Origin of the sequence: Actinoplanes oblitus, assembly GCF_030252345.1 — a bacterium.
Classification (GTDB): domain Bacteria; phylum Actinomycetota; class Actinomycetes; order Mycobacteriales; family Micromonosporaceae; genus Actinoplanes; species Actinoplanes oblitus.
The window spans coordinates 906,868-921,439 of record NZ_CP126980.1 but is presented as its reverse complement, the minus strand read 5'-3'; the positions used below and the strand labels follow the sequence as shown (position 1 = coordinate 921,439).

Annotated in this window: 13 protein-coding genes; 4 read left to right on the top strand and 9 right to left on the bottom strand. The window is 69.7% G+C overall.

Annotated elements, in window-relative coordinates:
* Positions 1–45 precede the first annotated feature (45 nt).
* Complete coding sequence (locus Actob_RS04205; RefSeq protein WP_284918725.1) at positions 46–846, bottom strand: carbohydrate-binding protein; 801 nt, start codon at positions 844–846, stop codon at positions 46–48.
* 73 nt (positions 847–919) lie between these two features.
* Positions 920–1,792 (bottom strand): helix-turn-helix domain-containing protein, encoded by an 873-nt coding sequence (locus Actob_RS04200; protein WP_284918724.1) that lies wholly within the window; start codon positions 1,790–1,792, stop codon positions 920–922.
* 231 nt (positions 1,793–2,023) lie between these two features.
* Here Actob_RS04200 and Actob_RS04195 point away from each other — a divergent pair, with 231 nt between their 5' ends.
* The 3 genes from Actob_RS04195 to Actob_RS04185 all read left to right on the top strand — a co-directional run bounded on the left by Actob_RS04195 (position 2,024) and on the right by Actob_RS04185 (position 4,842).
* On the top strand, positions 2,024–3,730 hold the full coding sequence (locus Actob_RS04195) for a Na+/H+ antiporter (protein WP_284918723.1): 1,707 nt from the start codon (positions 2,024–2,026) through the stop codon (positions 3,728–3,730).
* A 353-nt stretch (positions 3,731–4,083) separates the two neighbouring features.
* Positions 4,084–4,266, top strand: a complete 183-nt coding sequence (locus Actob_RS04190) for a LapA family protein (RefSeq protein WP_284918721.1) — start codon at positions 4,084–4,086, stop codon at positions 4,264–4,266.
* Positions 4,267–4,386: 120 nt separating this feature from the next.
* The gene (locus Actob_RS04185) at positions 4,387–4,842 is read left to right on the top strand and encodes a DUF5994 family protein (protein ID WP_284918720.1); all 456 of its coding nucleotides are present in this window, start codon (positions 4,387–4,389) and stop codon (positions 4,840–4,842) included.
* Positions 4,843–5,158: 316 nt separating this feature from the next.
* On the opposite strand, the gene Actob_RS04180 is transcribed toward Actob_RS04185, so the two are convergent.
* The 4 genes from Actob_RS04180 to Actob_RS04165 form a co-directional block, all read right to left on the bottom strand.
* Positions 5,159–6,220, bottom strand: coding sequence for a fatty acid desaturase family protein (locus tag Actob_RS04180; protein WP_284918719.1), 1,062 nt, complete (start codon positions 6,218–6,220; stop codon positions 5,159–5,161).
* 154 nt (positions 6,221–6,374) lie between these two features.
* On the bottom strand, positions 6,375–7,106 hold the full coding sequence (locus Actob_RS04175; protein ID WP_284918718.1) for a GAF and ANTAR domain-containing protein: 732 nt from the start codon (positions 7,104–7,106) through the stop codon (positions 6,375–6,377).
* Positions 7,107–7,143: 37 nt separating this feature from the next.
* Positions 7,144–7,869, bottom strand: coding sequence for a GAF domain-containing protein (locus tag Actob_RS04170; RefSeq protein ID WP_284918717.1), 726 nt, complete (start codon positions 7,867–7,869; stop codon positions 7,144–7,146).
* A 13-nt stretch (positions 7,870–7,882) separates the two neighbouring features.
* A complete protein-coding gene (locus Actob_RS04165) occupies positions 7,883–8,512 on the bottom strand; it encodes a DUF5994 family protein (RefSeq protein ID WP_284918715.1) in 630 nt (209 codons plus the stop codon).
* Positions 8,513–8,830: 318 nt separating this feature from the next.
* Here Actob_RS04165 and Actob_RS04160 point away from each other — a divergent pair, with 318 nt between their 5' ends.
* Complete coding sequence (locus tag Actob_RS04160; RefSeq protein ID WP_284918714.1) at positions 8,831–9,268, top strand: hypothetical protein; 438 nt, start codon at positions 8,831–8,833, stop codon at positions 9,266–9,268.
* Positions 9,269–9,528: 260 nt separating this feature from the next.
* Here the strand turns inward: Actob_RS04160 and Actob_RS04155 are convergent, their stop codons facing one another.
* The 3 genes from Actob_RS04155 to Actob_RS04145 form a co-directional block, all read right to left on the bottom strand.
* Entirely contained in the window at positions 9,529–10,497 is a 969-nt protein-coding gene (locus Actob_RS04155) for a glycosyltransferase (protein ID WP_284918713.1), read from the bottom strand.
* 68 nt (positions 10,498–10,565) lie between these two features.
* Complete coding sequence (locus Actob_RS04150) at positions 10,566–11,705, bottom strand: glycosyltransferase (protein WP_284918711.1); 1,140 nt, start codon at positions 11,703–11,705, stop codon at positions 10,566–10,568.
* Between the two features lie 138 nt (positions 11,706–11,843).
* Positions 11,844–14,549 carry a cation-translocating P-type ATPase gene (locus Actob_RS04145; RefSeq protein WP_284918710.1) on the bottom strand — a complete coding sequence of 902 codons (2,706 nt, stop codon included), beginning with the start codon at positions 14,547–14,549 and terminating at the stop codon, positions 11,844–11,846.
* Between the last annotated feature and the right edge of the window lie 23 nt (positions 14,550–14,572).

Below are 14,572 nucleotides of genomic sequence, written 5' to 3'. Positions count from 1 at the left end.
AAAACGTCCCCGCGGGCCATGCACCCACGGGGACGTTCGGGACTCTCAGACGCGCTGCCACAGGGCCGGCACGTTCGGCGGCTCCCAGCCGGCCATCGAGGTGTGCCCCTGCAGGCAGCGGTACGTCACGCCGGCGTAGGTGACCTGCGCGCCGATCGCGTACGCGATGTCCGGCGCCCAGGTGCCGCCCGGCTGCGGCGGCCGGCTCGACCCGCTCGGCGACGGCGTTCCGGGCGACGGCGCGACACTCAGGACGAAGTCGAAGGACGCCTCCTTGGCGCTGCCGACCGGGCGTACCGTCATGAGCAGGCGCGGGTCGAACAGCGTGTCGGTGGTGTTCCGCGGCTCGTTCGGGAAGTACAGCTGCGTGGTGAGCACCGGGCGGTTCGGCGCCTGCGCCTTGACGTGGATGTGCCGGGTGCGTCCGGGGTAGAGCCCGGGCACGATGGTGGTCAGGGTGAAGGCACCCTGCGCGTTGGTGTACTGGTGGCCGCGCAGGCGGAAGCCCGCGTTGTCGTACGCCCCGTTGTCGTCGGCCTGCCAGAAATCCAGCAGGACGTTGCCCAGGGGCTGGCAGCCGGTACCGAAGACGTACCCGGTGACGGTCAGGCGGGTGCCGGCCATGCCGGGCTCGAGCAGCGAGCCGCGCTGCGGTGACGACGGCTTGAAGTAGGGGCCTTCGATCTGCGGCGGCGTGGGATCGTCGCCGTCGTCGCAGAACGGGGTCGGTTCCAGCCGGTCGCCGGTCATCGCGCGGGCGGCACCGGCCATCAGCAGCGGTGCCGGGACGGCGAGCGCCGCCGCCTTCAGCAGACTCTTGCGGCTGATGCCTGACGGTTCGGGCATGTCAGATCTCCTCTGGTCCACGCTGGATGGGATCGGCTCGACACTACGAACGCCATTGATCTACGGCGATGGACTAGACGCCGGGATGCTGGTGCTTTTCGCGTACGCCATCGCGGAAACCACCCGGCGTGCGCCCCGTCTCCCGCCGGAAGAAGCGGCAGAAGTAGGCCGGATCGGCGAAGCCGAGCCGCCGCGCCACCTGGGTGACGGAGAGCTCCGCGCCCGCCAGCAGCCGCTTCGCCTCCAGCGTGCGCAGCCGGCGGATCACCTGACCGGGCGTGGCGCCCATGGCCTGCCGGACCGTCTCGTTCAGAGCGCTCGCCGAGACCCCGAGCCGGGCGGCGTAGGCGGCGACCGTCCACTCGCCGAAATCCTCGTCGGCGAGCAACTCCCGGAACCGCCGGACCAGACTGGCGGCCGGCTCCCCGCCGCCCGGCGGCCGGCCCCGGTGCAGGCGGCCGGCCTCGACGATCAGCAGGTGCAGGTACGACTGCAGGGCCGTCGCGAAGCCGGCCTCCCGGGCGTGACGCTCCCGCTCCATCTGCCGGATCAGCCACCGGATGCGCCCGGCCTCCGCCGGATCCAACCGCCGCCACGGCAGGGCGGCGAGCAGGTGCAGCGCCTCCCGGTCGCCGGGGTGGGCGAGCAGGAAGTCGTCGGTGCAGAGGACGACGTGGCCTCGCAGCCCGGAAGCCCGCCAGTAGTGGATCTGGCCCGGGGTGACGAAGCAGAGGTGCGGCGGGCACAGCGCCCGCTCGGCGAGGTCCACCACATGGGCCCCGTGGCCACCGGTGACGAAGTCGATCTCGTAGAACGTGTGCCGGTGCGCGAAGTCGGCGTGCGCGAGCGGGCCGATCCGGTCGAACGTGCCGATGGCGAACGGGAGGACCTCGGGGTCGGGCACCTCGAGGTCATGTCGCGGCAGGGGGTCAGCCCATCGACGCATGCCGATCAGTCTAGTTGGAAGGTTTCCTAACCATAGGCGCTGAAAACGTCAGGGAAGCCCTCGCCACGTTGCGTCGGATGGGCGGCGATCCGACACGGATCGAGGCGACGACAGCAACCAGCACGACAAGCCTCCGCAGCGCGGGCTGTGCACGCTCGGACACGGGCCGTCCACGCTGACCTCGCACCCATTCTTCCGGGGCGGCGGCGGGTGATCCGGGAGGATGGGACGGTGAGCGTCGAATCGTCCCTGGTGTTCGTCCTGGCCGCGGTCGCAGTGGTCGTGGTGGTGCGGTGGATCGCCAATCGGACCGGGTTGCCCGCGGCGGCGCTGCTGCCGATCATCGGTGTCGGCTACGCGTTGCTGCCGGGGCCCAATATGTCGCTGGACCCGGACATCGTGCTGACGCTGCTGTTGCCACCGCTGCTGTACAGCGCGGCCCTGGACTCGTCCCTGCACGGGATCCGCCGCAACCTGCGTACGGTGATGAGCCTGTCGGTGATCCTGGTTCTGCTGACGGCGCTGGCGATCGGCTTCTGCTTCGCTTGGTTCGTCACCGGCGCGACCCTGGCCGCCGGTATCGCGATCGGTGCGGCGGTGGCACCGCCGGACCCGGTGGCCGCCCTGGCGGTCGGGCGGCGGGTAGGGCTGCCCCCGAAAATCGTCACGCTGATTCAGGGTGAGGGGCTGCTCAACGACGCGACCGCCCTCACCATCCTGAGCGTCGCCGTCGCCGCGGCCACGGGTGACGACTTCTCGTTGCCGTCCGCACTGGGCCGGTTCCTGATCGCGGCGGCCGGCGGGGTGGCCGTGGGCGTGCTGGTCGCCTTCGCCGTCCGTCTTCTGTCCCGGCCGCTGGCCAGCGATCCGATGATGGCCAACGCGGTCTCGCTGGCCACCCCGTTCGGCGCCTACCTGATCGGGGAGAACGTTCACGTGTCCGGCGTGCTGGCGGTGGTCATCGCCGGGCTCGTCGTCGGGCATCACTCGCCTCGGTCGGCCTCGGGCGCGGGCCGACTACAGACCAGCGCGGTGTGGCGGCTGGTCGACTTCCTACTCGAAGGATGCGTGTTCCTGCTGATCGGCCAGCAACTGCCCGACGTCGTACAGGGGCTGACGCGGTACGACACCACCACCATCGTCATCGCCGTCACGATCAGCCTCGGTATCGTCCTCGTGCTGCGACCGGTGTGGCTGGTCCTCACCCAGTCGATGCCGCGCTCACTGCACACCTGGCTGGGCGGTGACCGGTCGGACCGGGACACCGGTGACGACGCGGACGGTACGAGGCTGTCGCCGGCTGACCGACGGCGCGACCAGCGACTGACCCGCCGTGAGGTCGTCGCTCTGAGCTGGTCGGGAACCCGCGGAGTGATCAGCCTTGCGGCGATCTCCACCATTCCGCTGGTCACCGACGGCGGCGTGCCCTTCCCCGCTCGTGACCTGTTGGTGTTCTGCACCTTCGTTGTCGTATTCGTCACCCTGGTCGGTCAAGGACTCACCTTCGCGCCGATTGTCCGGGCACTCGGGCTCCACGCCGGCGAGAAAGACCAGGCCCGCCTTCGCAACGAGGCGCGTTCGGCCTCTGTGCAGGCCGCTCTCGCCGCGCTCGACGAGTTGGAGACACAGGAGCACGATGACATCCACGCCCATGTGATCGAGACGATGCGCGGGCAACTCGGCACTCGGATGACCCGTTACCAGGGCCGGCTCACCCTGCTGCGGGAAAGTGACTCGACGTGTCTGCCGGTGTCGCCGGGGTACGAGGCGGCCCTCCATGTCCGCCGGGTGGCGATCGATGCTCAGCGGGAGGAGCTGCTGCGGTGGCGCGATGCCGGTCGGCTGCCCGATGTGGGGCTGCGGGTGCTGGAACGCGAACTCGATCACGAGGAAGGACTCCTGCCCGACCGGCCGGTACGCCGGCGAGAACGTACCTGAGCCGATCTGGCGACACCGCCGCTCTGGCTCCCGGACAGCGTGGGAGTAGCTGCCGCCCTGGTGATATCGGTCGGCCACGAACTCGTTTCGGCAGGCCGAACAGGAGTACGGTTGGGACATCCCGGAATCGACGGCATCCCACCTGAGGTGCGCCACACCGGCTCCATTCAGGGGATGTCATGTCCGCTCCGCGTTCTCCCACCACTCCAGGCGCCATCGGTGCCGCAGACCCGGCCGACCGGTCGACAGATGCTCAAGGCGCATCCCCGTCACGGCAGCCGTCGCAACTTCAGGTGCCCTCCACCAGGATCGGAGCCACCTGGACCGCTATTTGCACAGCCACCCTGTTGCTGGTGGTTCTCATCGTTTTCATGCTGCAGAACACCCGCAAGGTTGAAGTGACCTTCCTGTGGATGCACGGCAGCGTGCCCTTGGCGCTGGCCCTGACGATCGCCGCAACCGGCTTCGGGATCGCCACCGCGGCTTTCGCTACAGCGCGCATCGCTCAATTGCGGCGGCTCTCCCGCCGCCGCTGATCCGCGGATAGCCGAGATCGGTAAGCCGGTTCCGCCAGAGCCGCCGAGCCGGCCCTGCCTATGACATTCGCGTAGGTGTCCGGCAAGTCTGGGCCTACTGACCGGGAAGGAACCACGACCGTGTCCATCACCGCATTTCCGCCCGTGAACGCATCACCGTCGCCGCGACTGACACTGGAGCCGACATCCTCACGCACCACGCTGCTCGATGGAGGATGGTGGCCGCGGTCCAGCGACGCCGGCGCGGAACTTCCCGCGCTGATCGCGACGCTGGACAGTCGGCACGGTCCCATCAGTCACGTGCTGTTGAACGTCGGCCAATGGGACCTGCCACACCAGCCTCAGATCACCGTCAACGGCCGAACCGTCCGGCTGGGCTGGTACACCTCCCAACCGGCCGGTCTGCTGACCCTGATCTGCGAGTTCGGCCGAGACCGCTTCGACCTGCTCGTCGTGCCGGCAAACGCCACAGCGACCGGCGCGGAGACAGCGATGAACGGCGCCGCCGCCACAGGCAACCTGCGGCGCACCCTAGGAATGCTTACCGACATGAATGAGCGGATCGACCGCGGATAACGCCGTCAGCCCGACACCGGGTCCCCGGCCACCGGCCGACACGGCGCCGCCCCGAGCCAGCGTTCGATCATCCGGACGCCCCTGTCCGGGACATGTATCGACGACACACGACGACAGAAGAGGCAAGAAATGACATCAGTGGCGCAGCGGATCAAGACCTTCCTGGCGGGCCCTGGAGGGCAGCGTATGGTCAAGCGGGGACGTCAGGAGTTGGCCAAGCCGCAGACTCAGCGCAAACTCCGGGAGCTTGCCAACAGGTTCAACCGGAAACGGTGATCACAGCACCCATGGCCGACCGGTGGAGCGGCACCGGCGGCTAACCGGCGGGCGCGGCCACCCGGCCGATCGTGTCGAGGTGCCGGAGCGCCTGGGCGTACGACGAGATCAAACCGGTCTCGAGATAGGAAACCTGCTGGTCGGCGCAGAACTGCTTGACCAGTCGCTGCGCGCGGCGCAGGTTGCCGCGCGGCATCGACGGGAACAGGTGGTGTTCGATCTGGTAGTTGAGGCCGCCGAGGGCGAAGTCGGTAAGCCAGTGTCCGCGCACGTTGCGCGAGGTGAGAACCTGCCGGCGCAGGTAGTCGGCGTTGTCCGCGTCGCTCAGTGGCGGCATGCCCTTGTGGTTGGGGGCGAACGAGCAGCCCAGATACAAGCCGAACAGAGCCTGGTGAATCCCTACGAAGGCCAGCGCCTTGCCGGGCGGGAGGACCATGAAAACGGCCGTCAGGTAAACCACGACGTGCAGGCCGATCAGCATGATCTCACGGATTCCGGAGCGGCCCCGGCCGGCGAGCAGGTATCGCACGCTGGACACTCGCAAATTGACCGCTTCCAGCATCAGCAGCGGGAAGAACGTCCACGCCTGCCAGCGGTAGAAGACCCGGGCGATCCGCCCGCTGGCCTGCGCCTGCCCGGTGGTGAAGATCAGCGCACCGGCGCCGATGTCCGGGTCCTTGTCCTCGTCGTTCGGGTGCGCGTGGTGCCGGCTGTGCTTGTCGACCCACCAGCCATAGCTGAAACCGACACCGAGATTGGCCAGCACGACACCGAATCCGTAGTTGCCGCGCGCGGACCGGAAGATCTGACGGTGCCCCGCGTCGTGGCCGAGGAAACCGAGCTGGGTGGAGAGCACCGCGAAGTACGCGGCCACGGCCAGCTGCCACCAGGAGTCACCGATCACCACCAGGGCCGCGACGCCCGCGATCACCAGGGTCAGGACGAGAGCGGCCTGACCGGTGTAATAGCCGAGCCGTCGGTCGAGAAGGCCGGCTTGCTTGATCTGCCGAGACAGCTGCGCGTACGCGCTGCCCCGGGATACCGTCGATAGGGCATCAGCCGGATGCGCTTGCCCACCGGTTGGCGTGTCGGTGGCGGTCATGCTGGCTCCCTCGGCGACGCTGACAATGTCGGGCGACCGCCGGGGTCCAGGGCGACTTCGGATTTACTACCCGGGCAGGAGCCCGCTAAACCGAAAGCATCGGGGATTCGGTGACTCACTCGGCCCACGGCAGCGCTTGACGCCACTCGGCGGCCTAACTCGGACGGAGCTCCGGTGAGATGGTCCGGTCGTGGACGATGGCCCAGGCGACATCGGTCAGCTTCCGGTTGTGATCGCGGGCGTAACGGCGGATCCGGGTGAACGCCTCGTCGACGCTGACATCCTGGCCATAGGCGACCGCGCCCTTCGCCTGTTCGATGACGATCCGGGTGTTGAGCGCGCCCTGAAGTTGCTCGGTCAGCGCTTCGCCGCGGCGCAGCGCACGCTCCTGCAGCAGCGCGATGGCAGCCACGTCCGCCAGGGACTGCACGATCGGTATGTCGGCCCCGCTGAAGTCGCCGCCCTTGGTGTCGCCGAACACGTTCAACGCGCCGATGACTTGGCTGCGCAGTCGCAGCGGAAAGGCATGCACGGACTGGAACCCGGAGACGGCCGCCCGCGGCGCGAACCGCGGCCACCGGGAGGCAGCGGCGCCCAGGTCGACGTTGATGACCGGCTGCCCGGTGCGGTACGCCTCAAGGCACGGGCCCTCCCGGGCTTGCAGCTGGAACAGCTCCAGCAGTTTGACGTTCTCGTTGGATCCGGCCATGAACTCGAGGTTGCCGCGCCCGTCGGCGAGCATCAGCCCGACGGCGGCCGCACCGACCAGGTCCGCGGTGCGGTCGGTGAGCATCTGCAGAAAGTCGATCAGGTCGAACTCTTCGACGAGGGTGTCGGCGACCTCGACGAAGATCGACGCTAGCCGTTGCGCGGAAACGGTGGTCATCCCTGGCTCCTGGCTGCTGGGCGGTGCGGTGGCACGGTCATCGGCGGTCCGCTTCGAAGCGCAGGTCACCGGCGACGATAGCGTGGGCGACCTCGCCGAGGCTGCGGTTCTCAGCGTAGGCGTACGCCCGGATACGGGCCGCGGCGTCGGCGATGCTGCCCCGGATCTGGACCATGACCATGCCCTGGGCCTGGAACAATTCTGCTCTGTTCCCGATCGCGTCGGTCACGCTGTCCGGTGCCGGCCCGTCGGTTGCGGAGGTGTCGTCGCTCTGCCGGTCGAGCAGCGCCTCGACCGCGACGTCCGCGAAGCAGAGGGCGTCGGCCAGGTGCTGCTCGGAAAGCCGGCCGGCGCGGTCGCGGAACACGTCGAGGACACCGAGCCGGGCCGCGCCGACCTGCAGGGGGAACGCGAAAACGGCACGGACCCCGCGGTCGTGGGCCTCCGATGCGTATATCGGCCACCGCGACATCGCCTCCTCGGCGAGATCGGCGATCAACACCGGCCGGCGGCGTTCGAAAGCATCCAGGCACGGGCCTTCGCCGAGGAGGAACTGGAGTTCCTCCACGTGCTCGCTGAGCGGGTCGGACGCGGCGTACACGCCACGGGTCCCGTCGTCGGTGAGCACACTGATCCCGGTACCGGAGGCCGACAACGCTCCCGTCGCGGCCTGGCAGACACACCGCAGGCGATCGACAAGCCCGCCGGTGTGGGCGGGCTGAGCGGCGATGAGACCGCGGATCATCCTGGTCCGGTCATCCATGATGCCCACCGGGTCATCGGGCCGCTCGCTGAAGCGGCAGGCCCAGCCCACCGCCTTCGCCCTCCCAGACATCCGCGTCGCGCCCTGCCTCCGAACCGTCCGGCGCCGCGGGACTCGGGCCGGGCGGCACCACTCGCATCGTGAAGGTGCCCCCGTCGACGCAGACGACGGTCATCGTCCACCGCGACTGGCCGGTCAGATAGTCGACGCCGACCGTACGCAGATCCGTCACGATCCGATCCGGCCCGGCCGGCCAGTCCTCGGCGCTCATCACCAGCCGTCGCACCGGTCCGCGGACGTGATCGAGAAGAGGCAGGAGAACGCCCAGCTCGATGTCGAGATCGGTTGAATCGGGCCACCAGCTTCCGTCGAACGCGGTGTGATCGGACCGCACCGGCTCCCGCGCCCGGAGGCGCTCGGCCGGAGACAGAAATTCGGGGTGCCGGATGAATAGAGCCATGACCAGATCCCATCGTCCAGGACCGACGCAGGCGCGGGGCCCAACCCGAAGACAACAGGCGAGGACGAGGTCCACAAGTCCGGTGAAACGCGCGACATCCGAAAGGCGAGCCGCGCACCGGCCGGGGCCGGCACCGACGGCGGAGCCATCGGTCACCCCCAAGTGTACGCGCAGCCAGCTCATATGCGCGTACGGTGAAGCGGCGCCAGCCCTCGAACGGCACGGGCGCCGTCCACGGAAAGGCGCGCTGTCATGAGTCAGAACGCCCCCGGCCGCAGGGTAGTGCGGCTCGGCTGAGACACGTTCCAGCTGCCCGGAGAGCCGCCTGGCCGACGGCGCCATCGGCACGGATTCGCCGGGCGCCGGTACCGCCCGGACGTGGTACCTCGATCAAGTGAACACAGCGGTGCGGCAGTCCGCGATCAGGCGGCACCGAACCCGACGAAACCCAGCAGGTCGCTCCAGACCCCGGCGGCAGCTCGACCCCAGCCTGGAGCACCCATGCACATCTTCGCCCGCAACACTGCCCGTCCGGTAACGCCTGCCGTACGCCCGGCCAGCACTGCACCATCGGCGGGGAAACACCTCGAATCGGCGGCCCTGGAGGCGATCTCGCGCGGCAGTCACGAAGCGTTCGCCGCACTCTTCGACCGCACGGCCAAGGACCTCGCCGCGGACCTCACGGCACGCCTTCCGGAGCCACGGCAGCGGATCGCGATCCTCGCCGCCACCTACGTCGAGCTGTGGTGGCTCGCCGGCTGCCGAAGCGACGCGGAATCCGACACCGCACAGTGGATCAATCGGATCATGGACCGACGGATCGCGGATTGGCGCCGGGACCCCGCAGTCCCGCCTCACCACGAATCAGGGCTCTCCCGCGCGGAGCACGAGCTGGCGGAGCTGCTGGGCCGGCCGATCGAAGACCTCTGGCCGCTCTGAAAGGTGCACCCGGTCCACTTCCACGGGGCGGCCGGCGGCCGGTTGACATACCGTCCCGAGTCACCGGGCGGTGCCGTCTCATCGCCGATCGGCGCGAACGATGCTGGACTAACGGTTACGGCATGGCGATGGGCCTCCACCAAGCGCGGCACGGCCCTGACGAACACGGTCAGCTGCTGCTGGCGAGTCGTCCGATCGTGCGGGCAGCGGGCTCGTCGAGTGCCTGGTGAGCGCTGGCGACCGAGGTCGCGGGCCCGAACTCACCCAGAGGTGCGATGTTGGAGTGTGGAAATGAGGGCGAGGGTGGACTCGGCACCCTGGTTCAGGTTGGGCCCGTGCGGCGTCAGCCCGTCGTAGCCGCCGCCGGTCGCCGGATCCCACATGAGCTGGTCGACATCGTTGTCACCGAGGAACCAGGCGACGCACTGGCGCACTCCGGCGTACCAGATCTGATCGCCGGTGATGGCGGCGGCGGTGGCGCAGGCGTCCGCCAGCGTCGACACCTCGATGGGTTGCTGGTCGTGCCGGAGCCGAGGACCGCCGCGTTCCCAGCCTGCCGAGGCGATGACGGACAGATGGCCCTGGCTGACCTGAATCTCCAGCAGCCACGTCAGCATCCGCAGACCAGCGGCCAGGACCCGCGGGGCGCCGAGGAGGTCGCCGGCGGCGATGAGGGCCTCGGCCAGGGCGGCGTTGGCGTATGTGAGCCGCTCCTGCGGCCAGGGCCAGCGCGGATCAGGACCCGGAGTGCCGATGACGACCGCGGCGTCGGCCATGAGTTCCGCGGCGGCCGCGTTGCCGGGATCCGCTCGGAGCAGCTCGGCGGCGCCGAGCGCGGCGAAGGCCATCGCCCGCGGGTCGGCGGCCCGGCGGGAGGCTCCCCGGGTGAAGGCGAACAACGATTCCCGCCGGATCCACGGGACCGGGGAGCGCGCGGCGGCGGTCCCCAGGCCCCAGAGCGCACGCCCCCACCAGTCCCCGAGCCCTGGCTGGTCGGTCCAGACCCGGTCGAATCCGAGCCGGTTGCGAAAGGCTCCTCCGGTGTCCTGCGCGTGGGCGAGGAACGCCAGATAGCGTTCCGCGAGCTGGACGATCTCGGTGGGCGGGTCGGGCTCGCGACAGGTGACAACGAGACCACGGGCGACGTCGTCGGTGCAGTAACCGTGTTCGCGGCGGACGATGGCGTGCCGGGCATGTTCGAAGAGTCCCGTGTCGTCGGTGAGCCGCATCAGGTGTGTGAAAGGGGGAACGGGATTCTCCTGGCCGGGCCTCGGCGCCGTGGCGGTGGTGCTGCCGGTCACCTGCCCGCCACGGGGACCGGGCGGGAGCCGGCGGTGACGAGTGTCGCGGCGAGTTCCTGATACCGCTGGGCGACGGCGGGCCACCGCAGTGCCGGTTCGGTGTGGCCGTGGCGTTCCCGCAGGGCGGCGGCCAGGGCGGGTCTGGTGAGGATCTTCCTGATGGCGGTCGCCAGGGCTGCCGGGTTCTTGTGCGGCACGAGCAGGCCGGGTCCGTCGGTGAGCACTTCCACCGCGTGCGGGAAGGTGGTCGCGACGACCGGGATCCGGGCCGCCACCGCCTCCACGAGCACACCCGAGGTGACCTGGTCGGTGGAGTCGTAGGGCAGCACGACGACGTCGGCGGAGCGGATCAACTCGCCGAGTGCGGCCTGGTCGAGGTAGGACGACTCGTAGTGCACGTCGCGACCGACGCCGAGGGCCGCACCGAGCTGGTGCAGACTGGCCCGGTACGCCTCGCCGTGCAACTCGGCGACCTTGGGATGGGTCCGGCCGGCCACGGTGTAGACCGGTGCGGGTTTGACTTTCTGCAGCCGGGCGAGGGCACCCAGCGCCCATTCGATCCCTTTTCCCGGGCCCAGTAGTCCCCAGGTCAACAGGTGTGGCCGGGCATTCCGGCGGGCCGGCTCCCCGGCGAAGTCGGAGGCGCCGTGCGGGATCACGGAGACTTTCGCGGCGTCGACGGCATAGCCGAGAAGAAGCCGGTCGCGCGCGGACCTGGTGAGGGTGACGACCGCGCCGGCGACGGCGGCGATCTGTTCGAGCAGCGACTTCTGCCGTGGGGTGGGTGCGGCCGGCACGGTGTGCAGGACGACGATGCTCGGCACGGTGAGCCGGCGTAGCACGGACAGGACCTCTCCCCCGTCGCGGCCGGGATAGATGCCGTACTCGTGCTGGACGACGGCGACGTCGAAGGTGTTCAGCACGTCGGCGCTGTCGCGCCAGCCGGACGGCGCGCCCCCGACCCAGGTGTGGACCACACCCGGCGTCGGCGTGAGGTCGTCGCCGGCCTCGGCGACTCGCACAATGCCGCTCGGGCCACCGGCCGCACCCAGGTGGCCCGCGAGTGCGGCGTTGAAGGTTGCCAGGCCGCACCGGGTGGGCGGGTGAGTGCTGAGAAATCCATACGTGATGATCATCGTCGCTCTTTCCAGATCACTCGTCGGCGGCTGGTCGAGCCGCCGGGGTCTGGAGCGACAGTTGACAGACTACGCCTGTCGAGGTCCTTCCTCGGACAGCCCGAGCGCCGATCTCGGATTACCTGATCTGGGTGGCATTCACCGGCGCCGGGCCACCCGGCGTGCCGCTTCGTCGACGCCCCAGACGATGAACGGGAACGGGACGATGACCGCGAGCTGCGCTGCGTTGAGTGCCGTGGTGCCGAAGATGTGCTGCAGCCACGGTGTGTAGATGACGGCGGCGGTGAAGACGAGTTCGAACAGGATTCCCCAGAGCAGGAGCCGGTTGCTGAACACGCCGATGGTGAACAGGGCGGCCCGATCGGTGCGAGCGGCGAAAGCGGTGCCGATCTGGCAGGCGACGATGCCGGCGAAGGTGATGGTGGTGGCTTGCAGGTAGGCCTGGTGCAGGGCGGTACCAGGTCCGGTGGGGTCGCCGGGATGCCAGCCGGCACGTGTGAGGGTGTAGAGGTAGCCGCCCATGACGAGCAGAGCGGACACTCCGCCGAGCAGCAGCCAGGCTCGTAGCAGCAGTTTGCGGTCGATCACGCCGGTGCGGCGGGACCGGGGCGGTCGGTCCATCAGGCCGGGTTCAGCGGGTTCGCGGCCCAGGGCGAGGGCGGGCAGTGTCTCGGTGCCGAGGTCGATGGCGAGAATCTGCAGCACGGTCAGTGGCAGCGGGATGGCTCCGCCGGACAAGGCGAAGATCAAGAACGGGACGACTTCGGGTACGGCGTGGGCGAAGATGTAGAGCACGAATTTGCGGACGTTGGCGAAGACCCGGCGGCCGGCGTCGACGGCGGTGACGATGGTGGCGAAGTTGTCGTCGGTGAGCACCATGGTCGCGGCTTCCCGGGCGACATCGGTGCCGGATCGGCCCATCGCCACACCGATGTCAGCGTGGCGCAGCGCCGGGGCGTCGTTGACGCCGTCGCCGGTCATCGCCACGATGTTCCCGCAGGCACGCAGGGCCTCGCAGATCCGCAGTTTCGCCTCGGGCGAGGCGCGGGCGAACACGATCTCGTCGTCGCCGGCGACGAGGTGGTCGAGGTCGGCGTCGCTGAGCCGGTCAAGGTCGTCGCCGGTGACAGTGCGGCCGGCAGTGCGGCCGATGCCGACCTGGTGGGCGATAGCGGCGGCGGTAGGCCCGTAGTCGCCGGTGATGACGTGGATGCGGATACCGGCCCGGTGGGCGCTGGCGACCGCGTCGGCCACGCCGGCACGGGCCGGGTCCACCATCGCGACCAGGCCGAGCAGGGTAAGGCCCGTCTCGGCGTCGTCGCGTCGTACCGGAGCGATTTCGCCTGCGGCGAGGACGCGGTGCGCTACGGCGATGACGCGCAGGCCGCCAGCCGCGTACCGGTCGATGGTTTGTTGCAGGTCGCGGCGGGTCGGTTCGTCGAGCCCGGTGCAGCAGGGCAGCACCGTCTCGGGTGCGCCTTTGGTGTGCACGGCCACGCCTGCGGCCGTGTCGTCGACGCTGGTCATGCGTTTGAGATGGGCGTCGAAGTGGAAGATCGCCAGGCGGTTGGCGTCGCGCAATGCCGGTTGCACCGCCGCGTCCTGGTGTGCGGCCAGGCGCAACAGGGCCAATTCGGTGGGATCACCGCTGCCGGCGGGTTCGACGTCGGTCGGCGGGTGTGCGCTGGTGCAGGCGGCCGCGGCTGCGGCGAGGATCACGGCACGTCGGTCGTCGGCCCGGCCGGTGGCGTCGATTTCGGCTCCGGGCAGCCACATCCGGGTGACGGTCATCCGGTTCTCGGTGAGAGTGCCGGTCTTGTCGGTGCAGATGACGGTGGTGGAGCCGAGGGTCTCGACGGCGGAGAGGCGTTTGACGACGGCGCCCTTGCGGGCGAGTTCGCGGACGCCGACGGCCAGGGCGAGGGTGATGATGGGCAGCAGGCCTTCGGGGACGTTCGCGACGATCAGCCCGATGGAGAAGCTGATCGCGGCGCTCCAGCCGAGGCCGGCCCAGACGCCGACAGGCAGGAACGCCACCCCGACGGTGACGGCGACGACCGCGATGATCCACGTCGCCCGGCGTACCTGGGTCTCCAGCGGGCTGGGCTGGGCGGCCCCACGTTGGGACAGGGCGGCGATGCGACCGAGTTCGGTATGCATGCCGGTGCGGGTCACGACGGTGGTGGCTTCGCCGCCGGTGCAGGTGGTGCCGCTGAACACGAGGTCGTGAGCGTCCAGCAGCGAGCCGGTGACCACGGTGGGCCCGGCGCTGCGGTCGGCGGGCACTGACTCGCCGGTCAGGGCGGACAGATCGACGGTGACGTCGCCGTCGATGATGCGGGCGTCAGCGCTGACCCGGCCGCCCTCGACGACGATCAGAACATCACCGGGTACGAGGTCACGGGCGGGGATCTCCGCGCGTACGCCGTCGCGGACCACCCAGGCTGTCGCGGGCAGGAACGCGGCGAGGGCGTCGACGGCGTGTTCGGCCTGCATCTCCTGGACGAACGCGAAACCGGCGTTGAGCAGGATCACCGCGACCACCGCTATGGCGAGTGCCGGGGTGCCGCCGGCCCAGGCGAGACCGGCGGCGACCGCGAGCAGGATGGCCAGCGGTTGGGTGAACTGCGACAGCAGCTCGCTGGGCCAGCGCCGGCCGGTGTGCCGGGTCAGCTCGTTCGCTCCGTACACGATCAACCGCCGGGCGGCCTCGCGGCCGGCCAGCCCGTGCGGTGAGGTGCGCAGGTCTCGATACAGCTCGGCGAGTGGCTCCCGGGCGTTCACCTCGGTATCGGCGTTGCCGGCAGTGACGACGCCGTCGGGGCTCTTGGTTCCTGTGGTCATCCTCGGGGCCTCTTCATCTGCGG

What these genes read in the sequence shown, in the direction of transcription:
- Actob_RS04155 (WP_284918713.1), bottom strand. Translation starts at nt 10,497, where the DNA reads ATGCGGCTCACCGACGACACGGGACTCTTCGAACATGCCCGGCACGCC.
- Actob_RS04145 (WP_284918710.1), bottom strand. Translation starts at nt 14,549, where the DNA reads ATGACCACAGGAACCAAGAGCCCCGACGGCGTCGTCACTGCCGGCAAC.
- Actob_RS04160 (WP_284918714.1), top strand. Translation starts at nt 8,831, where the DNA reads ATGCACATCTTCGCCCGCAACACTGCCCGTCCGGTAACGCCTGCCGTA.
- Actob_RS04205 (WP_284918725.1), bottom strand. Translation starts at nt 846, where the DNA reads ATGCCCGAACCGTCAGGCATCAGCCGCAAGAGTCTGCTGAAGGCGGCG.
- Actob_RS04170 (WP_284918717.1), bottom strand. Translation starts at nt 7,869, where the DNA reads ATGGATGACCGGACCAGGATGATCCGCGGTCTCATCGCCGCTCAGCCC.
- Actob_RS04175 (WP_284918718.1), bottom strand. Translation starts at nt 7,106, where the DNA reads ATGACCACCGTTTCCGCGCAACGGCTAGCGTCGATCTTCGTCGAGGTC.
- Actob_RS04180 (WP_284918719.1), bottom strand. Translation starts at nt 6,220, where the DNA reads ATGACCGCCACCGACACGCCAACCGGTGGGCAAGCGCATCCGGCTGAT.
- Actob_RS04165 (WP_284918715.1), bottom strand. Translation starts at nt 8,512, where the DNA reads ATGAGCTGGCTGCGCGTACACTTGGGGGTGACCGATGGCTCCGCCGTC.
- Actob_RS04200 (WP_284918724.1), bottom strand. Translation starts at nt 1,792, where the DNA reads ATGCGTCGATGGGCTGACCCCCTGCCGCGACATGACCTCGAGGTGCCC.
- Actob_RS04150 (WP_284918711.1), bottom strand. Translation starts at nt 11,705, where the DNA reads ATGATCATCACGTATGGATTTCTCAGCACTCACCCGCCCACCCGGTGC.